A 24,361-nucleotide genomic window follows, 5' to 3' on the forward strand; every position below is an offset into this window, starting at 1 on the left:
CTAAGGGGTGCTTATGATAGATCTCCAGCTGGACCAGCTGCGTACTTTTGCCGTGGTCGTGGAGGAGGGCAGTTTTGAAGCGGCAGCGCGGCGCCTGAGCATCACAGCCTCGGCGGTTTCGCAGCGTATCAAGACGATGGAGCAGTCAATTGGAAAAGTGCTGGTGCGGCGCAGCTCACCCGTGGCGGCCACCGAGCCGGGCGAGGTGATCCTCCGCCTTGCCCGGCAGTTCCATCAACTCGAGTTGGACGCAGCGGGGGAGTTGAGTGCTGGGCAGGGGAGTGAGCAACCCGTCACCATTCCGCTCGCCGTCAACGCAGACTCGCTGGCCACCTGGTTCATGGAAGCTGTCGGTGGAATCACCGGCAGGCGGGCCGTGAGATTCGATCTTCGGCAGGACGATGAGAGGCATACAGCCATGATGCTCCGTTCCGGCAGTGTCATGGCAGCGGTGACCGCGGCCCCGGAAGTGGTGCAGGGCTGCAGCTCCCAGCTGCTCGGAATCATGCGCTACCGCGCTGTGGCAAGCCCGGAGTTTGTCGCGGAATGGCTGCCCGACGCTCCTGCACTGGGCGGACTCTCACGGGCGCCGATCGTCAATTTCGACCGCAAGGACACGCGGCAGGAGGAGTTCCTGTTGGCCGCCACGGGGAAACGGCCTCTTTTCCCAGCACACTACGTACCGTCGTCCGTCGAGTTTGCCGCCGCCATCACGTCCGGCCTGGGATGGGGGATGCTGCCCGAACTGCAATGCGTCGGGAGCTTGGATTCGGGGCGCCTGATCGACCTTGCGCCGTCGAGCCCGCAGGACGTGCCGCTGTATTGGCAACGATGGCGGATCGGGTCGCGGCTGTTGGATGTCGTATCGGATTCAGTGCGCTCGACGGCGCGCCGTCAGCTCATCCAGAAGTGATGGGCCGCTAACCTTTTCATCCGTCAGACGGTCCGCGATGATTGACCATGGGGCGCAAAAGTACTCCAACCGAGCGAGACAAAACCAGGAGGCCGGACATGACCACCAGACTGAATCCTTACCTGAGTTTCCGCGACAACGCACGCGAGGCCATGTCTTTTTACCATTCCGTTTTTGGCGGTGAACTCACGTCCGGCACGTTTGGTGAATTTCAGACCAGCGAAGATCCATCCGAGCAGGAAAAGATCATGCATTCGATGCTGGAAACCGACCGCGGCCTGGTGTTGATGGGCGCCGATACTCCAAATGGAATGGAGCTCAATCCTGGCAATTCCTGCTCCATTTCGCTCAGTGGCGAGGATGAAACCGAGCTGCGCGGCTCCTGGGAGAAGCTGTCCGACGGCGGAACTGTCGCCCTGCCGCTCGAGCCGGCGCCGTGGGGCGATTCTTTCGGAATGTGTACCGACAAATTCGGCGTCGACTGGCTGGTCAACATCGCGGGAAAGCCGGCGGAGTAATTGGAACGGACGCGACGCCACACCTGCGCGGAAATACAGTACTTGACATAATGTTGATTATCGGCACTTATCGAAGTGGCGGATTGGGTGCAATTCCCTTGCGTTGATGTGGTTGCGTCGATCTGCCTGGACCAACCCGTTCATACGAGGATGGCGGTGGCATTGAGCGTCGGATCTTATGGCGGCTTTCATGCAAGCGCAAACCAAGCCGCACAGTGGGCGGACGCACAGCAGGCGGAGTCGTCACGGAACTGCCTGAATCGCGGCACCGAAATTCTCAACACTTTCCAGCACGTAGAAGCATCAATTACTTGACATAATTCTGCGCCAACCGCGATATCCCGATATCCGCCGGAGATGCGTCCGCATCACGTGTTGACGTACGCCGCGAGGTGCCGTGCGGTGAGGGTCAAGCGGGCTCCAACAAGCTCGGCGGGCGTACCCTCAAAGACAACCCGGCCGCCGTCGTGGCCGGCGCCAGGGCCAAGGTCGATGATCCAGTCGGCGTGAGCCATGACCGCCTGGTGGTGCTCGATCACAACCACCGACTTGCCCGAATCGACCAACCGGTCAAGGAGACCGAGCAGCTGCTCAACATCGGCCAGGTGGAGGCCCGTGGTCGGCTCGTCAAGCACGTAGACGCCGCCCTTCTCACCCAGATGGGTAGCGAGCTTGAGCCGCTGCCGTTCGCCGCCGGACAACGTGGTGAGTGGCTGACCGAGGCGCAGGTAACCCAGGCCCACATCCACAAACCGGTCGAGGATTTTCGACGCCGCCGGGACTTTGGTCACACCGCCGCCAAAGAACTTCGCGGCCTCAGTCACCGGCATTGCCAGCACTTCGGCGATGTTCGAGTCGCCGAGTCGATATTCCAGCACTGACGCCTGGAACCGTTTGCCTTCGCACTCCTCGCAGGTGGATTCGACGGTGGCCATGACGCCCAGCTCGGTGTAGATCACACCGGCACCGTTGCATGCTGGGCAGGCTCCCTCGGAGTTCGAGCTGAACAGCGCGGCCTTGACGTCGTTCGCCTTCGCGAAGGCCTTACGTATCGGTTCGAGCAACCCGGTGTACGTTGCGGGATTGCTGCGCCGGGAACCGCGGATAGCACCCTGGTCGATTACCACCACGCCCGGCCGTCCTGCCACCGAACCGTGAATCAACGAACTCTTGCCGGAGCCGGCAACTCCCGTGACCACACAGAGCACCCCGAGCGGGATATCTACGTCCACCTCCTGCAGGTTGTGCGTCGACGCGCCACGGACTTCCAGCGCGCCGGACGAGGAACGCACTTCGTCCTTGAGGCGGGCGCTGTCGTCGAGGTGGCGTCCGGTTGTGGTGTCACTCCCCCGCAGCTCCTCCACCGTGCCCTCGAAGCAGACAGTCCCGCCCGCCGTACCGGCACCGGGACCCAGGTCGACCACGTGGTCACCGATCGCGATGGTCTCCGGCTTGTGCTCCACGACGAGCACAGTGTTCCCCTTGTCCCGCAGTTGCAGCAGCAGGTTGTTCATCCGCTCAATGTCGTGTGGATGCAGACCAATCGTGGGCTCGTCGAAGACATACGTGACATCGGTGAGGGACGAGCCAAGGTGCCGGATCATCTTGGTGCGCTGGGCTTCTCCGCCGGACAGAGTGCCGGACGGCCGGTCGAGCGCGAGGTAGCCCAGGCCAATCTCCGCAAACGAGTCGAGCAGGTGCTGGAGCCCGGCGACCAGTGGTGCCACCGACGGCTCGGCAATGCCACGGACCCACACGGCCAGATCGCTGATTTGCATCGAACAGACCTCCGCGATGTTCTTACCGTTGATTCGTGACGACCGGGCCTCCTTACTGAGCCGGGTGCCGTCGCATTCGGGGCAGGACGTGAACGTCACCGCCCGCTCCACGAAAGCGCGGATGTGCGGCTGCATCGCCTCCCGGTCCTTGGAGAGCATTGACTTCTGGATTTTCGGAATCACACCCTCGTACGTCAGGTTGATGCCCTCAACCTTGATCTTGGTTGGTTCCTTGTACAGCAGGTTGTCCAGTTCCTTTGGAGTGAACTCCCCGACGGGCTTGTCCATGTCGAGGCCCGCGCCGCTGAAGATGCGGCCATACCAGCCGTCCATGCTGTACCCGGGGATGGTGAGTGCGCCCTCACTGAGTGACTTGGTGTCGTCATACAGTGCGGTCCGGTCGAAGTCCGTCACCGAGCCCATGCCCTCACACTGCGGGCACATGCCGCCGAGGTAGACCGTGTTGCGCACCACATTTTTCTCGACCCTGCCGCCTTTCTCGGTGCTCATCACCCCGCTCGCCTTGCGCGTCGGAACATTAAATGAAAAGGCAGTTGGCGGCCCCACCTGTGGGTCGCCGAGCCTGCTGAACAGGATCCGCAACATCGCGTTGGCGTCCGTGGCGGTCCCCACGGTGGAGCGGGGGTTGGCGCCCATCCGCTCCTGGTCGACGATGATCGCGGTGGTCAGTCCCTCAAGGAAGTCAACGTCCGGCCGGGCAAGGTTCGGCATAAACCCCTGCACAAAGGCACTGTAGGTCTCGTTGATCATCCGCTGCGACTCCGCAGCGATTGTGCTGAATACCAGCGAGCTCTTTCCCGAGCCAGACACGCCGGTAAACACCGTCAGGCGGCGCTTCGGTATCTCCAAGCTGATGTCTTTGAGATTGTTCTCGCGCGCGCCCTGAATACGAATCAGGTCGTGATTGTCGGCTGCGTGCAGTTCGGGAGAGGGTGCGTCGCTGCTCGTATCCATGCTCATCATGTCTCCATCGGTAGGGCGGAGCAGCTTTCACAGTCATACTAACTGCGGCCTGCGAGCAGCGCTTCTCGATCCTGCCCGGAGTTTTCCGGCGCGGTTGTACCCGCGAATACGATAGAACCGTGTCCCTCACATCACCGGCCAATGTCCGCGACATTGTGCAGCTCGTCCTCAGCCAGGAAAGCCCGCCCATTGTGCAGCTTGGGCATCCTGCACTTCGGGGGCGGGCGATGGAATTCGACGGTCAATTATCCGACAGTGAACTCACCGCCCTTCTGGCCAAGATGCGGGAGGCAATGCACGCCGCACCCGGCGTCGGACTGGCTGCCCCACAGCTGGGCATCCCACTCAGGGTTGCCGTGATTGAAGATATCCTGATGCCCGACTCCGAGACAGCGCTGCACAGGGAACGGACCCCGCTCCCCTACTTCGCCGTCGTCAACCCGCGGTACACCGCGGTGGGTCGGGAGACGTCGTCGTTCTTTGAAGGTTGTCTCTCATTTGCAGGCTGGCAGGCGGTGGTGGAACGCGCAACGACCGTGCGACTGGACTGGACGATGCCAGACGGGACCGCCGCAACCCAGCAGTTCGCCGGCTGGCCTGCACGAATCATCCAGCATGAAACGGACCATCTCGACGGCGTCATTTACATCGACAAGGCAAGCTCGCGCTCCCTGATGAGCAGCGTCGAATACGGCGAACGCTGGGCCCGGCCCGGGATCGAGGAGGCCCAGCGCGCGCTCGGCTTCTAGGCGGCGGGCTGGTTGCCAGCGGTTGGCAGCCAGGTTGCCCACCAGCGCAGAATGTGTTCGAAGCGCTGGCGGCGGTGCCACGGCGATCCCGCGCGGGAGAGCTCATGGGTCTCGCCCGGGAAAACAAGCATCTTGGTGGGAACTCCCTGCAGTTTCAGCGCTGTGTAGTACCGCTGCGCCTGCTCCAACGGGCAGCGGAGATCTTCCTCCGAGTGCACCACAAAAGTGGGCGTTTGCACCTTGTCCACGTGTGCAAAAGGGCTCTGCGCCTGTATCTTGACTGGATCCTTGCCGGTGTACTCCTCGGAGAAGAACCAGCCGATATCGCTTGAGCCGGCAAATGATGCGGGGTCCAGATAGCCGCGCTCAACAATCGCTGCAGTGAAGCGGTGATCATGCGCGATGGTCCAGGCGGTGAGATACCCGCCGTAGGAACCGCCCATGATGCCAAGCCGCTCCCGGTCCATGTCCGGGTACTTGTCCAACGCGCCTTCCAAGAATCCCAGCACGTCGAGCAGATCCACCGTGCCCATTGCTTCCTTGATGACCCGGCCATGTTCCTGCCCGTAGCCTGCCGCCCCGCGTGGATTGCACATCACCACCGCGTAGCCAGCTTTGACGTATACCTGGGCCTCGTCGAAGTATCCCCAGCCATACTGCGCAAAAGGCCCCCCGTGGATGTTGAGCAGGACCGGGTGCGCTCCCGGCGTGTCCGGTCTGAGGACCCAGCCGTGCACGGGGTGTCCGTCGGATGCGGTGAAGGTCTCCTCAACCAGATCCGCCACGGCGCTCTTCTCCCTCAGCTCCGCCGAGAAGTCTGTGATGGGCTCCAGAGCGCCGTCCACTACGCGGGCCAGATCCCCCATTGTCTGTGGATCGGTATAAGCAACCACGACGACGCCGGCCGCACCGGCCGCACCGGTGACAATGAACTCGCCGGCGGCGAGGGTGGTGATCGTGCCGCCGGTGGTGATTTCGAGAAGCTCACCCGCCCCACGCGTGCGGCTGAAGACCATGACCGATTCTGGGCCGTTGGGCACAATGTCCCCCACCTCGCCGAGGTCCATGACATCCGCGTCGGTCAGGGGCTTTGCCTGATCGGGTGCCGAGGTTGGAGCTGCATACAGTGCGGTGTTCCTGGCCACAAAGTCGCGTCCGCTCTTGGACAGATCACTTCCGAGGTAGTAAAGCCACCGGCCGTCCGGGCTTTCCACGGGTCGCGCGCAGCCCACGTTGCCGCCGGACAGATTACTGAGCCGGCGGCAATCAGATCCATCGGTTCCCATTGAGTAGATGTCGGAACGCAGGGTGGAATCCGAGTTCTCCTCCAGCGATGCCTCGAACAAAATGCGGGTTCCGTCGCTGGAAAAGACCGGAGAGCCGTGGTCCGCATCCGCGTTGGTCAACTGGACCGCCTTGGGGAATCCGGTGGGCGTGTCCTTGCCTGCGGCTTCCTTGACACTTTCCTTGGCACGGCCAACAGGCTCAACATGCGGCTGTTCGTCGAGCGATGGAACCTCGAGGAGAAACACCTGGTTCCGTTTGTCGTTGGTGTAGCCCGTTCCGTTCATGCGGTACTTGAACCCGGTGATCAGGCGCGCATCCTCCAGCCCGGGGGACACGCCGTCAACCGTGCCGTAACGACCTTGTTCCGGCACCCGGGAGCTGAAGACGATGCGGCCGGATTCCGGCGACCAATCGAACCAGGAAACTCCGAGCAACTGGTCAGTGAGTCGGCGCGGCTCGCCGCCACGGCTGTCAACCACAAACAGTTGGGGCTTGTCGCCGGGCGTTGCACGAAGGAAGGCAATAACGGTGCCGTCCGGCGAATACATGGGGGAGACGTCGCGGAAGCCACGCGTGAGCCGACGGGCGTTCCTGCCGTCCACTGAAAGCTCCCATAGCTGGCCAACGTAGCTGTCGGCGTCGAAATCGGGCCGCGTCACCGAGACGACGCACCGCTGTGCGTCCGGGTGAAGTGCGGGTGCGCTGACGGAGTTCATAAGGTTCAATGTGTTTGGTTTCACCTTCCCGAGCGTAGACCGTGCTCCGCGGCCACCCCAAGCCGGGCCTAGGATTGGCACATGCCGCCAAGCTTCGACGAGATGTTGCTCTGTCCGGTGTGCTCCGCCAATCTGCGGGGCAGCGGTACGCGGAGGCTGGAATGCGGCGCCGGGCATCGATTCGATGCGGCGAGGCAGGGATACTTCAACCTGCTGTCCGGCCGTGGAACCGGATTCACCCCGGATTCCGCCGCCATGGTCCAGGCGAGAATCGATTTTCTGGCACGCGGCCATTATCAACCGTTGGCGGATACGGTTGCGGAAGCCGTGGTGGCACACGTCGGCCGGGAGCCGGTGATTCTCGACGCGGGCGCCGGGACGGGTTACTACCTCGATTCGGTGCTCAGGCGGACCCACGCCGCCCGGCCAATCGCGCTGGACATTTCGAAATTCGCCCTGCGGCGGGTTGCCAAAGCCATTCCCGACGGCGTCAGCCTGGTCTGGGATGTGTGGCGCACCTTGCCAGTGGCTGACCAGTGCGTGGATGCCACACTGAACGTATTTGCTCCCCGGAACGGGCCTGAGTTCCACAGAGTCACACGGGCGGGAGGAATTCTGGTGGTCGCCACTCCCCTGCCCGGGCATCTCCGTGAAATTCGCGAGGCTTTCTCAATGTTGGGAATCCGGCAGGATAAGGCCGCGGACGTTGCGCAGGGACTGGATGGATTGTTCGAGCGGCAGGCTCTTGCCCGTGTTGAGTTCACAATGAACCTGACGCCCGGCGACGCACTGAACGTTGCGCTGATGGGCCCGGCCGGCCACCACGCGGAGCGTGTGGCCCGGCAGCCGGACCTGCACGACGGCGTAGCGGTTACGGCAGCGTTCACTGTCCAGACCTTCCGGCGGAAAGCGTAGAAGGCAACGACCCTGACACCAAGATTGCTTGCAATGTCATAACAGCGGGGGTGCAGCACTCAGGCGCCCTAGGTTATGCAGCTCGGTTTTGGCATGATGGAGGTAGGCATGTATCTGTCCTATCCAAAGGGGAGCGCAATGTTTGACTGGCTTATCGAGAACGGCTGGATTCTCTGGCTTGTGCTGATGCTCGGACTCGCGGCGGTGGAGACCCTCACACTGGATCTCTTTTTCATCATGATGTCCATCGGAGCACTCGCGGCCCTTGCCGGAGCACTGTTCGGTGCGGCCTTCTTCCTTCAAGTCATAATATTCTGCGTGGTCTCGCTGATGATGGTCCTGCTGATCCGGCCACTCGCGTTGAAACACCTTAAGCGGGGAAACCCCGATCAACTCAGCAACATTGACCGTCTGCTTGGTGAGCACGCGTTAACTCTCGAGCCTGTCACGGGCCTTTCAGGAACCGTAAAGATCGGCGGGGATACGTGGACCGCCCGAACGGCTGACGGGTCAAGCGTTCCTGCGGGGCAGCGCGTTGCAGTGTCACGCATAGATGGAGCCACGGCCGTGGTCAGCCCGGTCACCCATCCCGAAACCACTGAGTCAGGCGCCATTTAAGCAGCTGGAACAGTAGTGTCATCCAAGTAATCGATAAAAGGGGAAACATGCCAAGCGACGCCGGAGCAATCGGCCTGACGATAGTGCTCATAGTTCTCATCATTTTCGTGCTTATTGTGCTTGTGAAATCGGTGCGGATTGTTCCGCAAGCGCGGGCTGGCGTCGTAGAGCGTCTCGGAAAATACCAGCGCACGCTCCAACCTGGCCTGACCATCCTGATTCCGTTTGTCGACAGGCTGCTTCCCTTGCTGGACCTTCGCGAGCAGGTGGTTTCCTTCCCCCCACAGCCGGTCATCACCGAGGACAACTTGGTGGTGTCGATCGACACGGTGGTCTACTTCCAGGTTACGGATCCACGCGCCGCAACCTATGAAATTGCAAACTACATCCAGGCGGTTGAGCAACTGACCACCACCACACTCCGCAACGTGGTGGGTGGACTGAACCTGGAAGAAGCGCTGACCTCCCGCGACCAGATCAACGGACAGCTCCGCGGTGTACTTGACGAGGCCACCGGCCGCTGGGGTATCCGCGTGTCCAGAGTCGAGCTGAAAGCCATCGATCCTCCCCTGTCCATCCAGGACTCCATGGAGAAGCAGATGCGTGCCGAACGTGACCGCCGGGCCGCAATCCTGACGGCTGAGGGCACCAAGCAGTCGCAGATCCTCACAGCCGAAGGCCAGCGCCAGGCGGCCATCCTCGCGGCGGAGGGTGACGCGAAGGCCGCAATTCTGCGCGCTGACGGAGAGTCGCAGGCCATCCAGAAGGTATTCGACGCAATCCACAAGGGGAACCCCACACAGAAACTGCTGGCCTACCAATACCTCCAGACCCTGCCCAAGCTGGCGAATGGCTCATCGAACAAGTTGTGGATCATCCCCAGCGAAGTTGGTGAAGCGCTCAAAGGTATTGGAAATGTCCTTGGCGACGCCACCGCTGATACAGCGCGTAATGACGAAACTGCGGGTACCGGACCGGTTTAGTAGCCTCGTTCTCATAGAGGAGGGCTCCCCTTGGGTGTCCTCCTCTGTTGATCTTTAATTACCGGCACAGCACACAAACGGGTATGATTGGGTGTTTGCCGGGAAACCGGACAGGTCGGGGAACATTGCCGTTTTTTCCAGCGTTATACAACATGTGAGTCGCGGCTGACCACCGTGGTGATGCGGATTGACAACAATCCGCCACAACAGAACGGCATCCTTTACCTTTGGGGTGCCACTTGAGTAGGGAGAGATCATGAGCGACCGTAGCCTGCGGGGTATGCGTCTTGGTGCGCAAAGCATGGAAACCGAGTCCGGTGTGGAGCCGGCACCCCGCCAGCGGATTGAATACCGCTGTGAGGACGGCGAGCGGGTTTTCGTCACGTTTGCCGCTGAAGCGGAGATCCCTCCTGTCTGGGTTTCCAAGACCGGGAAAGAGGCGCTTCTCGTTGATGGGGAGCGTCCAGACAATTCCAACGACAAGCCAGTGCGCACGCACTGGGACATGCTTCTAGAGCGCCGCTCAATGGATGAATTGGAGCAGATCCTTGAGGATCGGCTGAATATTCTCCGTGAGCGCAGGGGCGAGCGACGCTCGGCCTAACACTTTGTCATGCAGTGCCCGGGACATCTCACGTCGAGGTTCCTGGGCACAGCTCTTTAACACCGCCTCTATTAGCGCCGCGTCAGTTTGCTCCACCGCGCGGCCAGACCCCATCGGGTGACATTGCCGATCGCCTCAAGCACAATGTTGCCGCTCATTTTGGAATCGCCGAACTCGCGCTCAACAAAGGTGATGGGGACCTCAACTATCCGAAGACCAAGCTGCGCCACCCGGAATGTCATGTCCACCTGGAAGCCATAACCGACGGACTCCACCGTTGACAAGTCAACGCGTTCGAGCGTTTCCCGGCGGAAAGCGCGGTATCCGGCCGTGATATCGCGGACACCGATTCCCAGCATGACACGCGAGTAGGTGCTGCCCGCCTGTGAGAGCAGCTTTCGGTGCGACGGCCAGTTGACGACGCTTCCACCGGGAACCCAGCGGGATCCGATCACGAGATCCGCACTGTCCAGTGCGTCCAGCAGTGACTGTAGTTCCTCCGGTCGGTGCGAACCGTCTGCATCCATTTCAACCAGGACGTCATAGCCCTGGTCGAGTGCCCAGCGGAACCCCGCGATGTATGCGGCGCCCAGGCCGGCTTTCCCCTCCCGGTGCAGTACATGGATCTGTGAGTCAGCCTCTGCGCGCTCGGCGGCGAGTCCGCCGGTTCCGTCGGGGCTATTGTCGTCCACTATCAGGACATCCGTGTGCGGAACCGCCCTGCGCAGACGGTCAAGAGTCCGTGGCAGGGATTCGAGCTCATTGAAGGTGGGAATGATGGTGACGGCACGCACGCAGGAACCTTTCGTGGGACTGGGGATGCGCAGGGCGCAGATGGCCCGGGAACCTCCGGGACCAAGAAATCAGTCTATGGGACCGCACTGTGCGCACCTGCCTGAGGAGGCACGGCAGGAAAAATGGGTAGGTTCGTACGCCTTCGGGCCAGCAAGGGTCCACGGACCAATGCTGTTTTCTACTGACGCACGAACCTACCCGTTATGAGTACCGAGTCCGCCGGCGCAAAGAAAACCCATCAGTCACGTGGTGGTCTCCCTGCATCGTTGCTGTGTGTGCGGTCTCGGCCAGGTTTATCCGTTGAAAGGATTTGCAACCCGTAGATCTAAAATCTTACGTGCTGTGCAGGAACTGTCAACAGCGCTGTGACCTGCACAAACGTGCATTTGTGCAGGTCAGAACCATGTAGGCGGATGGAGTGGGATGTGCCGCCGCGATGCCGCTCAAGTCAGATACCAACCTCCGGTGCCCGATACAGGAGTTTTCCCCAATGAACTGTCTCGAGGCACCGGGGATTGGTCCCGGTATCCAGGGCAGGCAATAGCGGGGTGCCTGCCCGTGGATCCGTGCTCCAAGACTGGACACGGCTGTCGGGAGTCTGAACCATCAGCTCGTCGATCTCCCACACGGCATAGGATGAGGGCGCGCCGGGAACAAGCTGCCCCAGCAGCGGGTGGTGTGAGCCGGTTGCCCGCCAACCCGCGCGGGTATGCGCGATGAAAGCGGCACGGGCGGAGATGCGTTCGTTTGGTGTACCGTGCTGCACGCAGGCGCGGACGGAATTCCAGGGGTCCAACGGAGTGACCGGGCTGTCCGACCCAAGGCACAGGGGCACCCCGGCAGAGAGCATTGAACCAAATCGATTCATCGTGGTGTATCTGGTCGCGCCGAGGCGCTGTTCGTATAGCGCACCCGGCCCACTCCACAGGGCATCGAAGGCAGGCTGCGCGCTGACGGTCACGCCGAAATGCACCAGCTGGCCAATGGCCCGGTCGTCGGCCATCTCCACGTGTTCCAGCCGGTGACGCGCACGTCGAACCGCTTCCAGACCGTTGGACGCGGCAACCTGTTCCAGACCTTCCAGCACGGTATCCAGGCCGGCATCGCCGATGACATGGAAACCCGCCTGGACACCCGCCGTCGTCGTGACGGCCAGATGCGCTGCGACATCCTCCACGCTCAGGAAAGCCGACCCGGACTCGTGTGGCGCGTCCGTGTACGGTTCGCGCAGCGAGGCCGTGCGTGAACCGAGGGAGCCGTCCACGTTCAGGTCCCCGGCAAGCCCAAGAAGACGTCCATCAAATGATGCAAGAACCGCCTGCAGTTCCTCCTCTGACCGCACAAGCTGACCCCAGTACGGCAGGACCTCGGGGACATTGCTGCCGAGTGAGAGCAGGTTGAGCAGATCGGACTCGGGCACAATGTGCGGCGCTGCCATCTCGGCGACAGCAACTATTCCCTGCGAGGCGGCGTGGCTCAGGGCTGCTTGCTGCAGATCCTGCCGCCGCCCGTCGCTGAAGTCCCTGGACGCAGTGCGCGCGGCTGTGTGTGCCTGACGCACAACAAAACCACTGTCCCAGCCCTCAAGCCTCTGCAGACCGAAGGATGCCGACATGGCCCCCGAGACTACGGCCGAGTGCACGTCGGCGCGGGCGAGATAGACATGGGCCCCTCTGGATGCTGCATCCAATTCGGCTGCACTGGGCGGCCTCCTCTCGGGCCACCGCGATTCATCCCAACCATGTCCAATGATCATTCCATCGACGTGCTTGGCTGCTGCCTCGACCTGCTGAAGAACCTGGGCAAGGCTTTCGGCATTGGAGAGATCGATCGACTCGAGGGCGAGGCCCGTCTCAGTGGTGTGCACGTGGGAGTCGACAAATCCGGGAGCTATCAGCGCGCCCTTTAGGTCCACCACCCGCATGGTGCCATCCTGGAGCGATTCAGCGGCATGCTCGGAGCCGACCCAGGCGATGGTGTCCCCGTCCACAAGCATGGCGGTGGCAAACGGATCAGCCGCGCTGTAGACCGAACCATTGCGGTACAGGATGGGACGCTGGACATCATGGGGCACGGTGGGAGTCTCTCTGAGGGGCATGGACTATTCAGTGACGGCAGAGTAGGCCACAACTCCGCGGCGTACCAAACCAATGGCTTCGCCGCACAGCCTGCGCAGCTGTGGCGGGAGATCGTGCACTTTTGCCAGCTGGTCGATCAGGTCAATGACCTGCTTTGCCCACCGTACAAAATCGCCGGCGGCAAGATCTGTGGACTTGAGGGAATTCTGCAGTGACTTACCGCTGGCCCACTTGTACATCGGCCAGATTAGACCAAGCTCGGGCTCGGCGGTTACCGTCAACCGCTGCTGCTCCTCAAGGTCGGTCAGCAGCGACCATTGGCGGACCACGGTGTCGATCGCAGATTCCAGGGCCACGCTTGGCATTCTGGGGCGCAGTCCGCGCTCCTCGCGCTTCGCCTGAAAGACGAGGGCGGCCACCAGTGCTGCCAGTTCCACGGCGTCGAGATCTTCGAAGGCACCGTGCTCCAGACACAAGGCCACCAGCAGGTCCTTCTCGCCGTAGATCCTCCGCAGCCGCTGGCCCTGCGGCGTGACAGACTTCATACCAGGGGTGAGTGCTTCCAGGTACCCGTAGTGCGCCAGCACCTCGGATACCCGGTCAAACGTCTTGGCGATCGTATTCGTCCTGCCGCGGATCTGACCGGACAGACGGTCCGTTTCCCGACGCAGCTTCCACCAGCGTTCCGACCACCGGGCATGTTGCTCCCGGTCGCTGCAGCCATGGCACGGATGGGCCCGCAGCCGCCTGCGAAGCTCGGTAATTGCTTTCTCATGGCGGTCGATGCCCGCAGTGCGGAAGCCCTCGTCCCTCCCCCGTTGCGCGGGGCGCTGATCATGCAGTGCGTTGCGCAGCGACGAGGCCAGATCCCGCCTGTCCTTGGGTTTACGCGCGTCGAACTGCTTTGGGATCCGAATCCGTGAGAGGACCTCCACTGGACCGTCGAGGTCCTGGACACCAAGACGGCGCACCTGCTTCTCCAACGTGAGGACGGTCGGCCGGGGCTCCCGGGCAGTGTCCTTGGAGAGCACCACGGCAAAACCCTCCACGCGGCCGGCAGGCACATCGATCACGTCGCCTGGACGAAGGTTCTCCAGTGACAACGCGGCGGCCGATTTCTTGCTTCTGGCTCCCGCCTTGGCCGCCGTGGCTTCCAGATCAGTGAGTTCCCGCCGCAGCGCGGCGTACTCCCTGAAGTCACCAAGATGGCAGGTCATGGATTCCTCGTAGCCGCCCAGGGACTCTTCGCGGCTTCGCACCTGCCGGGCGAGACCAACCACTGAGCGGTCGGTCTGGAATTGGGCAAACGAGGTCTCCAGAATTTCGCGGGACCGGTCCTGGCCAAACTGCGCAATGAGATTGATGCTCATGTTGTACGTAGGCCGGAAACTGGAGTTCAGCGGGTAGGTCCGGCGGGATGCGAGACCCGCTACAGCTCCGGGATCCGTACCCGGCTGCCACAGCACCACGGCATGGCCCTCGACATCGATTCCCCGGCGCCCCGCCCTGCCTGTCAGCTGCGTGTACTCCCCTGCCGTGATGTTGACATGCGCTTCACCGTTGAACTTGTCCAGCTTCTCAAGCACCACCGATCTGGCAGGCATGTTCACACCCAGGGCCAGGGTCTCGGTGGCGAAGACAGCCTTCACCAGCCCCACTTCGAACAGCTTCTCCACCACCTCCTTGAAGGTTGGAAGCATGCCCGCATGGTGGGCAGCGAACCCGCGCAACAGTCCCTCCCGCCATGCCCAGAATCCAAGGATCTCCAGGTCATCCTCCGGGATGTCGAGCGCGGCCTCTTCAACCCGGCGTAGGATGAGCCCCCGCTCGTGCTCAGTTGTCAGCCACAGGCCGGCGTCAAGGCACTGGGTGACAGCGGCTTCGCAGCCGTTTCTTGAGAAGATGAAGGTTATTGCGGGAAGCAAACCATTCCGGTCCAGTGCAGCAATAACCTGCGGCCTGCTTGCCCGCCGCACCCGTGAGACCTGCCCGGCCCGCTGCGGGTTTCCACGACCCCTCCGGCCACCTGCGCCCCACCGGGCCCGCTGGTTCAGCCGAAGCTCCGTGGTGGCCAGCTCCAACAGCTCGGGATTCACGTCATACCGGTCGTCCGCGCCGGTTGCTGAACCCTCGGGCGCTGCTTCATCGAATGCCACTTCGCCAGCGAACAGGTCAAGCATGTCCTGTCCAACCATGACGTGCTGCCAGAGTGGAACCGGCCGATGTTCGGAGACGATGACGTCCGTGTGTCCACGCACGGTGTCGAGCCACGCACCAAATTCCTCTGCGTTGGACACCGTTGCGCTCAGCGATACCAGCCGCACTTCGGTGGGAAGGTGGATGATCACTTCTTCCCAAACGGCTCCGCGGAAGCGGTCAGCCAGGTAGTGCACCTCGTCCATCACCACGTAGCCCAGATCATTCAGGGTGTCCGAGTTTGCGTACAGCATGTTGCGCAGGACTTCAGTGGTCATCACGACGACGGCGGCATCAGGGTTGATACTCGTGTCACCGGTGAGCAGGCCTACCCTGTCCGCACCATGGATAGCGGAGAGTTCGGCATACTTCTGGTTGCTGAGAGCCTTGATGGGGGTGGTGTAGAACGCCTTCAGATTGTCGGCAAGTGCCATAAAGATGGCAAACTCACCCACCACCGTTTTGCCCGCGCCCGTGGGCGCCGCCACCAGCACTCCCCTGCCCGCTTCAAGCGATACGCAGGATTCACGCTGGAAGTCGTCGAGATCGAATCCGAGGCTTTGCTCAAACTGGTGCAGCCGCGTCCTCGAATGATCGTTGCGTGCCCGCGCGGCCTGGTACTGCTCGGCTGGGGAGGTCATAGTTCAAGCCTAGACTCTTCGGCCGGTGTTCCCGTCACCCGCCTGTGTGGCCTACAACCCGTCGATTGAGGAAGCTTTGTCCGCATTTGCTTCAAGATCCGCGTCCCGTGACGCGGTCCTGCGGTCACGGCGCCTGTCGTTCAGTAGGCATAAGCCGATGGCTATAAAGAACAGCAGGAGCATGGGTGCAGCCAGGTAGAACATACTCATGGCATCGGCACCCGGCGCAGCCATCGCCGCGAAAAGGCAGACGAGGAAGACTGTGATCCGCCATGCCTTCAGCACCTGCTTCCCGGTGACAAGGCCGACCATGTTCAGCCCAAAAAGCACCACGGGAAGGAGGAAGGCGATTCCGAAGGCCAGCATCAGGCGCAGCAAAAACGTGATGTAAACCGTCACGGTGATGATGTTGGCGAAACCCTCCGGCGTGAAGTCCGTCAGGACCAGGACCGCGTTGGGAAGGATCAGCCAAGCCAGATAAATGCCGGCCAGGAAGAGCGGAACGGCGGCGGCGATGAAGCCGAGTGCTGTGCGGCGTTCCTTCTGCCTCAGGCCCGGCGTCACGAACGCCCACAGTTGGTACAACCAGACGGGGCTTGAAACGACAATGCCGAGAAAGACCGAAATCTGGATCATCAGGTCGAATGGCGAGCCAACGCCGTCGAAGTTAAGCTCCGCGGTGCGGCCGGTGCGTTCGCCGATTTCCTGAATCGGCTGCGACAGCGCAACCAAAACCGGATTGTAGATGAAGAATCCAACCACTGTGCCCAGCACAAGTGCAATAGCAGATTTGAAGAGCCTGTTACGGGCTTCCTTTAGGTGCTCCTTGAGCGCCATCCTCCCTTCAGGGTTGGATTTGCGCCCCTTTCCCCGCGACATTGGCCTTAGGGATTAGTGGGAGTATTGCCGGCACCCGGCTGGCGCGGCGGGCTGCCTGCATCCGAGTCGGCATCACGGGGGTGGGTGGTGCCGTGGGGTGGATTCACAACCTTGCCTTCGACGGGTGAGGAACCCTGCGCGTCCGGATCATCCGTGTTGTTCTCGTCCTTCATCTGCTTCACTTCGGACTTGAAAATCCGCAGGGACTGCCCCACACTCCGTGCCAGGCCCGGCAGCTTGGGTGCCCCGAACAGGAGGATCGCAATGGCAATGATGATAATGATGTGCCAGCCTTCAAGCCGCATGATGGTGTTCCTCTCGTGGGTCTTGGTTAAGTCTAGTTTATAGGTGGGGCATATCACGCAGCAGTTGGGGTTGTCCGCGATGCGTCCGCCGTCTAATCCGTCGTTGGGATCTCGCCCGCGCCCGCAGAGCGGCTTTCAACCTGTTTTGGGACCTCACATCAGCAGGATCGAGGAACACGGCGGCAGACGGCTGGTCCGGATTCGCTCCTGTGTCCGGCGTGCGCTCCGAAAGCGCAAACAGCTGGCTGGCTCCTTCGACGTCCCGCAGGACCGCCATCACCTGACGGAAGATCCTGAATCCCAGGAACCCCAGGAAGAGGGCGCTCACCAACACCAAAACCACCCACAGCACGATCCAGAACCACCAAGGCATATGGCCAGTGTAGATCAGTGGCGACAACGGATGGAAAGCGCCCACCACTGAACATGATCATGCGTAGTGGGACACCGCCGAGTCTATGACGCGCGCGGCGCGCTCCCGCAGTGGTTCCGGAGCCGCGATCGTGGCGGCTCCTCCGAGACTGGCGACGAGCCCAGGGACCCAGGTGCTGGTGGCGACCCTGATCTCGGCCGCCAGCCGGCCGTCGTCGAGCAGAGCAGTCCGCTCCGCTCCGTAGCTTTCGGCCACCCAGGCAGCACCTGGAGCCAGCACCAGGGTCACCAGTTCATCCGTCGAGGACGGCTCGAAGAGTGCTCCGGGGAACCCTCCCGATGACTGGCTGGACCGGTGTTCGGCGGGCACATCAGTTAGTTCGACGGACTGCATGCGGTCAAGCCGGAAGTTCCGCTTCGACTCCGCCGTCAGGCACCATGCCTCGAGGTACCAGACATCATTGTGGAGGAAAGCACGAACCGGCTCTATCTCCCGATGGGTGATCTCATCGCGGGCGGGAACCAGGTACGTCAGCTTGATCCGCACACCGGCCGCTATCCCGGACCGGATGCGCTCAAGTGTGGGCGTGACATCCTCCTCGGCAAGGCTGGTGGCGATGGAGCTCCCTATCCGTCCGGCGTCCCCGGCCGCCTCCATCAGCTTGGCCTGTGCGGTGGCAACCGCAGAGTCCTCTTCAAGCCCGGGAAGGTTCCGCAGCGTGTCAAGCCCGACGATGAGGGTGCACGCCTCGTCCATGCCCAAGCGCACCGGTTCTGCGAGTCCCTGCGGATTGCTGATGTGGATCCGGTCATCCTCAAGCTGGATATCGATAAGTCCGTCGGGGTAATACCGTGGCCCGCTGACGAAAAGGAGCCTGAGATCGCTCTCGAGTTCGGTCCTGGTCACCCCGAAGTTCGCTGCGGCCGAGTCAATGTGGACCCCCGGGTTGTTCATGAGATAGGGCACGAGGTCCAGCAGACGCCTCAGGTGTGCCTCTGCTGACGATTTTCGGGGCAGGGCCCGGGGTGGCGGGGGGATCGGAAAGCTGAACGACGGCGGCGCCTCCCTCAGCGCGGAGCCCGCAGCTCCCAGCCGGGCCTTGACGGAGCGCACCAGGCTGGAGGGCATCTTTACCACGGCATGCGGTCCGAGGGAGGCGATCCGGGCGGCGGCGGCTGGCTCGTCGCCGTATGGGTAGCGCACCGTGTCCCACCCATCTCCGGTATCTTCTTCGATCGTTGCACCGTGCATGGTCCGCAAAATCTGGCAGGTCAGAGACCGCACTGAAACACGCGCCTGATGTGTGTCGCCCACCCGATCCAGATCCGCCAGGGATACGGACATGGAAAAGTCTGCCGGCACGGTGTAGGTGCCCTCCACCACGGCGGGGGCGGATGTCATCCGTGACAGCCTGAACCACCGCTCGCTGCTGCGTGCCGCATCGAATCCCACCAGGTACCAGTGCCCAAAACGGGTACCCATTCCCCAGGGATGAACCGTGCGGCCCTGCTCTTCTCCGGTACTGGCGGCGCGATATGTAAACCGGATGATCCGGCGCGACGTCGTTGCCCGCCACACTTCTTCCCAGTGCGGTTCGTTGGTACGAATTCTCGGTTCGAGCGCCCGGCCGGTACCCGCATCCGGAGCAACCCCCCGGGCTTGAAGCTTTCGCATCGCGCGTGTGGCCGCGGAATCAAGTGAAGCCTGATCCCACATTCCCGCGGCGAGGGCAAGAGCGGCGGATTCGGCCGGTGTGAACACCATGCCTGGCAGGCGGTACTCCTCGGCGTTAATGCGGTACCGGCGGGCTGAGTTGTCATTCTCGAACAGTGCATCGTCGCTGAACGATTCGATCGGAATGCCCTGCTCGCGGAGGATCGCCTTATCACGGTCAAAAAGCTTCTCCCGCGCCGCCGCGGACGAGGCCTGCGCGTACAACTCGATCTCGCGGAAAAGTTCTTCCTTGGTGTAGCCGCGGCGTGTGGACAGCAACAGCACCACCAGCGTGAGAAGTCGTTCGGTTCGTTTTGCGGACACGCTGGCTACGTTACCCCGAAGCCGCAGCGCTTAACACACGAATGGGGTGCGGAAGGGACACATGTGTGTCCTTCCGCACCCCGAACAGGCAGGCACTGCTGTGGTCAGCGGACGCCCATCAGGTCGACAACGAAGATCAGCGACTCTCCGGGTGCTATGGCCGAGCCCGCGCCGCGGTCCCCATAGGCAAGGTGGGAGGGAATCTCAAGCCGACGGCGCCCGCCGACCTTCATTCCCGGAATCCCCTGGTCCCAGCCCTGGATGACCTGTCCAACGCCCACGCGGAAATCAAGCGGGGCTCCGCGGTTCCAGGAGGAATCGAACTCTTCGCCGGTGGAGAATGCCACGCCAACATAGTGGGCCGACACGGTGTCTCCGGCCTGGGCCTCCCGGCCGTCGCCGTCGATCAGGTCCTTGATGACCAGATCTTCCGGTGTCTCTGCTCCCGGGAACTCCACCTCGGGCTTCTGGCGGTCATACTCACGTTGTCCAAAAGACATGATGCTCCTTACTCCGCTGCTGCTTTCTCAACAATTTCCACATAGAACGCCAGTGGTCCGGCTGGCTGGCCACCCGTCGGCGCATCTCCATAGGCAAGTTCCGACGGGATCACCAGCAGCACCTTGGCGCCGACCTTCTGTCCCGAGAGGCCCTGTGTCCAGCCGGGGATGACTCCGGTCAGTGGAAACTCGATGGGTTCGCCTCCGGCGAAGCTGGAGTCGAACTCCTCGCCGCCCCAGCTCCAACCGGTGTAGTTGGCTGAGATGGTGTCCGCTTCAGTGACTTCCTCACCCGTGCCTTCCTCAAGCACCTTGACCACCAGGTCAGCCGGGGCCTCATTCTCCGGGAACTCGATGGACGGTACACCATCATCGCCAACGGTGATGGTCGGCAGTTCTCCGGCGTCATCCAGCTGTGCCACTTCCTCGGGTGTGAGGACCTCCGGAGGTGGCGGCGGCACCTCAGCACTCAACACCTTGAAAACCAGAAGGCGGTTCTGTGATGCTTCCTGTCCCTCCTGCGCCTCGATGGGTGCTGTGTAAGCCACCTGCGCGCCGACCTTGGTTCCTACCAGCACCTCATACAAGACGGGATCAGCCGTTTTGAGTTCTTCGGTTACCTGGATTTTTTGCGGCTGCCCCTCGGAATAGGAATCCTGGAGCACAGTGCCGTCATCGGCGTTGAGGAACATCAGGTGAAGCGAAACCTCGTTTCCGGCCTCGATGACTGCACCGTCCCCTTCTGTGACCGCACGCGCAGCGGTTTCAGTGATGGTCAGTGGAGAGTCAAACTCCACTGTGGGGGCAGTTTCATCTCCGGCGTCGGTGACCCGGACGGATTCAAGGGACTCTGCGGCTCCGGCCGTCTTGCCGTCGGTGTAGACGTCGGCCTCCGATTGGCCGCCGCCGCCGCCGCCGCAGGCCGTCAGGAACAGCAGGACGGGCAGAAGGATGGCTAATACTTTTCGCACGGTGCATCTTTCAACGTTGGTGGGGATGCGTTGTGTAGCATCCGCGCCGGTACCCATTGAAGGACCGGACTTACCTAGCCTAACGGGTTGGCTGGGTAAGTTTCTCCCTGGAAACTTCATGTGTTGGTCCTACAAATGCTCGAGGAGCGCGTCCACCCGCTCGTCAACGGAGGCGAAAGGATCCTTGCAGAGGATGGTCTGTTGCGCCCGGTCATTGAGTTTCAGGTGCACCCAATCCACCGTGAAGTCCCGGTTGGCCTCTTTGGCTCGGCGCACAAAATCTCCGCGCAGCCGCGCCCGCGTGGTCTGCGGAGGTACATCAACGGCGGACTTGATGTCGACGTCCTCCACCACCCGTTCGGCTTCACCGCGGGCCTGCAGCATGAAGAACAAACCTCGGGTACGGGAGATGTCGTGATATGTCAGGTCAAGCTGCGCCGCCCGCGCGGAATCAAGATCCAGTCCGTTCTTTAGCAGGTATCGGTCCAAGAGCTTCTTTTTGATGGCCCAGTCGATCTCCCTGTCCACCGTGGAATGGTCGCCGCTCTCGACTGCGGTGAGGGTCCTGTCCCACAAATCAAGAATCCGCTCGATGTGCGGCGTGTGCGCACCCTCCGCGTCGATAAACTTTTTTGCGCGGGCAAGGTACTCCCGCTGGATCTGGGCGGCGGAGATCCTCCGCCCATTCGCCAGTTTCAGCGGTTGCCGCCCGGTCAGGTCGTGGGAGATTTCCCGAATGCTTCGGATGGGATTCTCCAGCCTGAAGTCCCGCATGATCACGCCTGCCTCGATCATCCGCAAAAGGAGGTCAACCGTGCCGACCTTCAAGAGCGTAGTGGTCTCCGACATGTTGGAGTCGCCTGCGATGACGTGGAGCCTCCGGTAGTACTCGGCGTCCGCGTGCGGCTCATCCCGTGTGTTGATGATGGGACGCGACCGGGTGGTGGCCGACGAGACGCCTTCCCAGATATGGTCGGCGCGCTGCGAGAACGCGTAGATAGAGCCGGTTTGGGTCTTAAGCACCTTCCCGGCACCAACGAGGAGCTGCCTGGTCACGAGGAACGGGATCAGGATGTCCGCAAGGCGCGAAAACTCCAGCTTGCGCGGAATGAGATAGTTTTCGTGGCTGCCATAGGAGTTGCCTGCGGAATCGGTGTTGTTTTTGAACAGATAGACACTTCCGTCGTAGCCCTCCTGACCCAGCTTTCGCTGAGCCTCGGCCACCAGATCCTCAAGGATCAGTTCACCCGCGCGGTCGTGCGCAATCAGCTGCGCGACGTCGTCGCACTCGGCCGTTGCATACTCAGGGTGTGAGCCCACGTCCAAATATAGCCGCGAGCCGTTGGTGAGGAAAACGTTCGACGACCTTCCCCAGCTCACCACCTTCCGGAACAGGTAGCGGGCAACCTCCTCCGGCGACAGTGGGCGCGAGTTGGGTCCGGAATATGCAATGCCAAATTCCGTTTCAATTCCGAAGATGCGGCGGTCCATGGCCTTAGCGCTCCGTCACGGCCAGGACCGCGTCCACTTCCGCAGGCGTGATGCGGCGGAAAGCCCTCCGCGTGCCGCGGGAGGACAGCGGATCGCGGTCCAATACCGCAATCTCCAAAGAACCGGAGTCGAGTCCAGGACGCGGCTCCCCGGAGGTTCCGCCGTCGTACCTCAGCGAATCCACCGCCGCACGCACAACCTGGCTGAAATCCAATTCCGCCGACCAACGCCCGGACAGGGCATCCACCACCGCACCGGCCTGGCCACCCATGACAATAAAGCGGCGCTCATCTGCGATGGAACCGTCAAAGGTCAGGCGGTACAGATGGTCATGCTGCGCCGATTTACCCACTTCAGCGACGGCCAGCTCCACTTCAAACGGTTTGCTCTCGGCGGTGAAGACGGCGCCGAGACTCTGTGCGTAGACGCTGGCAAGCCCTCGGGCGGTGACATCCTCACGGTCGTAGGAGTAGCCCCGGACGTCGGCATACCGGATGCCGGCCTGCCGAAGGCTTTCAAATTCGTTGTACTTACCCACGGCGGCGAAGGCGATGCGGTCGTAGATTTCGCCGACCTTGTGCAGGGAAGGCGAGGGATTCTCGGCAACCAGTGCTATGCCGTCCCGGCAACTGAGTACCAGCACTGAGCGGCCGCGGCCGATTCCCTTCCGCGCAAAATCAGCGCGGTCCTTCATCAACTGTTCCGGTGAGACATAGAACTGCTGCGTCATGGGTCACGCCTCCCTTCCGGAAACAGACCGCGAGGCGATGACCTCGCCGGCCGCCTGGGCGAGATCCCGTTCCGGGATCCGCCGCGAACCCGCACCGTTCACTGTGTATACAACGGGCCACAGCTGGCGAACGACGTCGGGGCCCCCGGTTGCTGAATCGTCGTCGGCTGCGTCATAGAGCGCTTCAACGGCCACTTTGACCGCCTGCCCTTCATCCAGATTGGGTCTCCAAAGCTTCTTGAGCGCACCGCGTGCAAATGACGAACCGGATCCGACACTGTGATGTTCCTGTTCCTCATAGCGGCCGCCCGTCACATCGAAGGAGAACAGGCGCCCCTCCCGGCGGGCCGTATCGAATCCAGCCAAGAGCGGAACCACAGCGAGTCCCTGCAGCGCAAGTGGCAAGTTGGCCCGAATCATGGCGGCCAGCCTGTTGGCCTTCCCATCCAGGCTCATCAACGTGCCTTCGATCTTCTCGTAGTGTTCCAGTTCCACCTGAAACAGGCGCGTGATGTCCAGAGCGATCCCGGCACTGCCTGCAATGCCGAGCACGGAAAACATGTCGGCGGGAAAGACCTTCTCGATGTGCCTGCTCGCAATGATGTTTCCCATGGTGGCGCGGCGGTCCCCCGCCATCAGCACTCCACCGGCGAACGTCATCGAAACAATCGTGGTTGCGTGCGGGGCAATATCGCCGGAGGAGGTTGACCCTGGCCCCAGATTAAGTCCCGAGGGCAGGAGCTCGGGACTGTGCCTACCCACGTATTCGGAAAATGACGTGGAGGCGGCGCGTCCGATGGCCGCGGCAGCGTCTTCCGGGAGCATGCGTTACTGTCCGCCCTTCTGGACGAAGCCCCGCACAAACTCCTCCGCGTTGGATTCGAGCACACCGTCAATTTCGTCCAGGAGATCGTCCACGCCCTCAGTCTGAGTGGTGTCCTGCGCCTGCCCGGCGTCACCGGCGGGCACGGGGTCCTGATCCACGTCCTCCTGCTCTTCGGCGCGTGATCCGGTGTTCCGGTGTTCCTGTGTTGCCATGATGAGAGCCCTTCCTCGCGGCCGGTTTGCTGCTACTTCTATGGTGCCATGCTGGGTTCTGGACCGCTCAAAAGCCGGGCAACGAATTGTTCCGCGTCCGCCGATCCGGCAAAGAGGTTCTCCGTGAGTTCTGCCGTGCCGCGGAGCGGCTCGCGCGTTTGAATTCGTTGAAGGCGCCGTTGGGAGGCGAGCTCAAAGATGATCGAGTCCCAACTCGCGCCCACAACCTCACGGGGGAAGCGGGTGATGCATGTTCCGCGGA

General features: G+C 62.0%; 22 protein-coding genes and 1 pseudogene. 7 read left to right on the forward strand and 16 right to left on the reverse strand.

What is annotated here, in order from left to right:
• The first annotated feature begins 13 nt into the window (after window positions 1-13).
• Window positions 14-913 carry a LysR family transcriptional regulator ArgP gene (locus tag Y708_RS0102530; RefSeq protein ID WP_028278702.1) on the forward strand — a complete coding sequence of 300 codons (900 nt, stop codon included), beginning with the start codon at window positions 14-16 and terminating at the stop codon, window positions 911-913.
• Window positions 914-1,011: 98 nt separating this feature from the next.
• On the forward strand, window positions 1,012-1,431 hold the full coding sequence (locus tag Y708_RS0102535; RefSeq protein WP_028278703.1) for a VOC family protein: 420 nt from the start codon (window positions 1,012-1,014) through the stop codon (window positions 1,429-1,431).
• Window positions 1,432-1,799: 368 nt separating this feature from the next.
• On the opposite strand, the gene Y708_RS0102540 is transcribed toward Y708_RS0102535, so the two are convergent.
• Window positions 1,800-4,190, reverse strand: a complete 2,391-nt coding sequence (locus Y708_RS0102540; protein WP_028278704.1) for an ATP-binding cassette domain-containing protein — start codon at window positions 4,188-4,190, stop codon at window positions 1,800-1,802.
• Between the two features lie 122 nt (window positions 4,191-4,312).
• Here Y708_RS0102540 and Y708_RS0102545 point away from each other — a divergent pair, with 122 nt between their 5' ends.
• A complete protein-coding gene (locus Y708_RS0102545; RefSeq protein WP_028278705.1) occupies window positions 4,313-4,942 on the forward strand; it encodes a peptide deformylase in 630 nt (209 codons plus the stop codon).
• On the opposite strand, the gene Y708_RS0102550 is transcribed toward Y708_RS0102545, so the two are convergent.
• Window positions 4,939-6,945: a S9 family peptidase gene (locus Y708_RS0102550; RefSeq protein WP_081746432.1), complete on the reverse strand. Its 2,007-nt coding sequence runs from the start codon at window positions 6,943-6,945 to the stop codon at window positions 4,939-4,941. The genes Y708_RS0102545 and Y708_RS0102550 overlap by 4 nt on opposite strands.
• A gap of 81 nt (window positions 6,946-7,026) precedes the next feature.
• Here Y708_RS0102550 and Y708_RS0102555 point away from each other — a divergent pair, with 81 nt between their 5' ends.
• From Y708_RS0102555 to Y708_RS0102570, 4 genes are all read left to right on the forward strand, one after another.
• Window positions 7,027-7,860, forward strand: a complete 834-nt coding sequence (locus Y708_RS0102555) for a putative RNA methyltransferase (RefSeq protein WP_028278707.1) — start codon at window positions 7,027-7,029, stop codon at window positions 7,858-7,860.
• Window positions 7,861-7,998: 138 nt separating this feature from the next.
• Window positions 7,999-8,478, forward strand: coding sequence for an NfeD family protein (locus Y708_RS22410; protein ID WP_035775096.1), 480 nt, complete (start codon window positions 7,999-8,001; stop codon window positions 8,476-8,478).
• Between the two features lie 47 nt (window positions 8,479-8,525).
• Entirely contained in the window at window positions 8,526-9,461 is a 936-nt protein-coding gene (locus Y708_RS22415; RefSeq protein WP_051478476.1) for an SPFH domain-containing protein, read from the forward strand.
• 256 nt (window positions 9,462-9,717) lie between these two features.
• On the forward strand, window positions 9,718-10,065 hold the full coding sequence (locus Y708_RS0102570) for an RNA polymerase-binding protein RbpA (RefSeq protein ID WP_028278708.1): 348 nt from the start codon (window positions 9,718-9,720) through the stop codon (window positions 10,063-10,065).
• Between the two features lie 71 nt (window positions 10,066-10,136).
• Here Y708_RS0102570 and Y708_RS0102575 read toward each other — a convergent pair whose 3' ends face one another.
• The 14 genes and pseudogenes from Y708_RS0102575 to Y708_RS30295 all read right to left on the reverse strand — a co-directional run.
• Window positions 10,137-10,859, reverse strand: a complete 723-nt coding sequence (locus Y708_RS0102575) for a polyprenol monophosphomannose synthase (protein ID WP_028278709.1) — start codon at window positions 10,857-10,859, stop codon at window positions 10,137-10,139.
• 449 nt (window positions 10,860-11,308) lie between these two features.
• Window positions 11,309-12,934, reverse strand: coding sequence for an amidohydrolase (locus Y708_RS0102580; protein ID WP_028278710.1), 1,626 nt, complete (start codon window positions 12,932-12,934; stop codon window positions 11,309-11,311).
• A gap of 27 nt (window positions 12,935-12,961) precedes the next feature.
• The gene (locus Y708_RS0102585; protein WP_028278711.1) at window positions 12,962-15,775 is read right to left on the reverse strand and encodes a DEAD/DEAH box helicase; all 2,814 of its coding nucleotides are present in this window, start codon (window positions 15,773-15,775) and stop codon (window positions 12,962-12,964) included.
• 51 nt (window positions 15,776-15,826) lie between these two features.
• The gene (tatC, locus tag Y708_RS0102590) at window positions 15,827-16,612 is read right to left on the reverse strand and encodes a twin-arginine translocase subunit TatC (RefSeq protein WP_028278712.1); all 786 of its coding nucleotides are present in this window, start codon (window positions 16,610-16,612) and stop codon (window positions 15,827-15,829) included.
• A 47-nt stretch (window positions 16,613-16,659) separates the two neighbouring features.
• On the reverse strand, window positions 16,660-16,959 hold the full coding sequence (tatA, locus tag Y708_RS0102595) for a Sec-independent protein translocase subunit TatA (protein WP_028278713.1): 300 nt from the start codon (window positions 16,957-16,959) through the stop codon (window positions 16,660-16,662).
• Window positions 16,960-16,996: 37 nt separating this feature from the next.
• On the reverse strand, window positions 16,997-17,332 hold the full coding sequence (locus Y708_RS0102600; RefSeq protein WP_028278714.1) for a hypothetical protein: 336 nt from the start codon (window positions 17,330-17,332) through the stop codon (window positions 16,997-16,999).
• A 57-nt stretch (window positions 17,333-17,389) separates the two neighbouring features.
• Window positions 17,390-19,369 (reverse strand): helix-turn-helix transcriptional regulator, encoded by a 1,980-nt coding sequence (locus tag Y708_RS0102605; RefSeq protein ID WP_028278715.1) that lies wholly within the window; start codon window positions 19,367-19,369, stop codon window positions 17,390-17,392.
• 104 nt (window positions 19,370-19,473) lie between these two features.
• On the reverse strand, window positions 19,474-19,869 hold the full coding sequence (locus Y708_RS0102610; RefSeq protein ID WP_028278716.1) for an FKBP-type peptidyl-prolyl cis-trans isomerase: 396 nt from the start codon (window positions 19,867-19,869) through the stop codon (window positions 19,474-19,476).
• A gap of 8 nt (window positions 19,870-19,877) precedes the next feature.
• Window positions 19,878-20,840, reverse strand: coding sequence for an FKBP-type peptidyl-prolyl cis-trans isomerase (locus Y708_RS31390; RefSeq protein ID WP_028278717.1), 963 nt, complete (start codon window positions 20,838-20,840; stop codon window positions 19,878-19,880).
• A gap of 129 nt (window positions 20,841-20,969) precedes the next feature.
• A complete protein-coding gene (gene pafA, locus Y708_RS0102620; RefSeq protein ID WP_028278718.1) occupies window positions 20,970-22,331 on the reverse strand; it encodes a Pup--protein ligase in 1,362 nt (453 codons plus the stop codon).
• Between the two features lie 4 nt (window positions 22,332-22,335).
• Entirely contained in the window at window positions 22,336-23,061 is a 726-nt protein-coding gene (gene prcA / locus Y708_RS0102625) for a proteasome subunit alpha (RefSeq protein ID WP_028278719.1), read from the reverse strand.
• Window positions 23,062-23,064: 3 nt separating this feature from the next.
• A complete protein-coding gene (gene prcB / locus Y708_RS0102630) occupies window positions 23,065-23,886 on the reverse strand; it encodes a proteasome subunit beta (RefSeq protein WP_051478484.1) in 822 nt (273 codons plus the stop codon).
• Between the two features lie 3 nt (window positions 23,887-23,889).
• Window positions 23,890-24,099, reverse strand: coding sequence for a ubiquitin-like protein Pup (locus tag Y708_RS0102635; RefSeq protein WP_028278721.1), 210 nt, complete (start codon window positions 24,097-24,099; stop codon window positions 23,890-23,892).
• A gap of 38 nt (window positions 24,100-24,137) precedes the next feature.
• Window positions 24,138-24,361 (reverse strand): annotated as a pseudogene (locus Y708_RS30295) (proteasome accessory factor PafA2); the annotation flags it as partial.

Source organism: Arthrobacter sp. H5, assembly GCF_000520595.1.
GTDB lineage: Bacteria > Actinomycetota > Actinomycetes > Actinomycetales > Micrococcaceae > Arthrobacter_D.

Excerpts from the sequence above, each read along its gene's own strand:
- Y708_RS0102530 (WP_028278702.1), top strand. The coding sequence starts at position 14 with ATGATAGATCTCCAGCTGGACCAGCTGCGTACTTTTGCCGTGGTCGTG.
- Y708_RS0102535 (WP_028278703.1), top strand. The coding sequence starts at position 1,012 with ATGACCACCAGACTGAATCCTTACCTGAGTTTCCGCGACAACGCACGC.
- Y708_RS0102540 (WP_028278704.1), bottom strand. The coding sequence starts at position 4,190 with ATGAGCATGGATACGAGCAGCGACGCACCCTCTCCCGAACTGCACGCA.
- Y708_RS0102550 (WP_081746432.1), bottom strand. The coding sequence starts at position 6,945 with ATGAACTCCGTCAGCGCACCCGCACTTCACCCGGACGCACAGCGGTGC.
- Y708_RS0102555 (WP_028278707.1), top strand. The coding sequence starts at position 7,027 with ATGCCGCCAAGCTTCGACGAGATGTTGCTCTGTCCGGTGTGCTCCGCC.
- Y708_RS22410 (WP_035775096.1), top strand. The coding sequence starts at position 7,999 with ATGTTTGACTGGCTTATCGAGAACGGCTGGATTCTCTGGCTTGTGCTG.
- Y708_RS22415 (WP_051478476.1), top strand. The coding sequence starts at position 8,526 with ATGCCAAGCGACGCCGGAGCAATCGGCCTGACGATAGTGCTCATAGTT.
- Y708_RS0102570 (WP_028278708.1), top strand. The coding sequence starts at position 9,718 with ATGAGCGACCGTAGCCTGCGGGGTATGCGTCTTGGTGCGCAAAGCATG.
- Y708_RS0102585 (WP_028278711.1), bottom strand. The coding sequence starts at position 15,775 with ATGACCTCCCCAGCCGAGCAGTACCAGGCCGCGCGGGCACGCAACGAT.
- tatC (WP_028278712.1), bottom strand. The coding sequence starts at position 16,612 with ATGGCGCTCAAGGAGCACCTAAAGGAAGCCCGTAACAGGCTCTTCAAA.
- tatA (WP_028278713.1), bottom strand. The coding sequence starts at position 16,959 with ATGCGGCTTGAAGGCTGGCACATCATTATCATCATTGCCATTGCGATC.
- Y708_RS0102600 (WP_028278714.1), bottom strand. The coding sequence starts at position 17,332 with ATGCCTTGGTGGTTCTGGATCGTGCTGTGGGTGGTTTTGGTGTTGGTG.
- Y708_RS0102610 (WP_028278716.1), bottom strand. The coding sequence starts at position 19,869 with ATGTCTTTTGGACAACGTGAGTATGACCGCCAGAAGCCCGAGGTGGAG.
- pafA (WP_028278718.1), bottom strand. The coding sequence starts at position 22,331 with ATGGACCGCCGCATCTTCGGAATTGAAACGGAATTTGGCATTGCATAT.
- prcA (WP_028278719.1), bottom strand. The coding sequence starts at position 23,061 with ATGACGCAGCAGTTCTATGTCTCACCGGAACAGTTGATGAAGGACCGC.
- prcB (WP_051478484.1), bottom strand. The coding sequence starts at position 23,886 with ATGCTCCCGGAAGACGCTGCCGCGGCCATCGGACGCGCCGCCTCCACG.
- Y708_RS0102635 (WP_028278721.1), bottom strand. The coding sequence starts at position 24,099 with ATGGCAACACAGGAACACCGGAACACCGGATCACGCGCCGAAGAGCAG.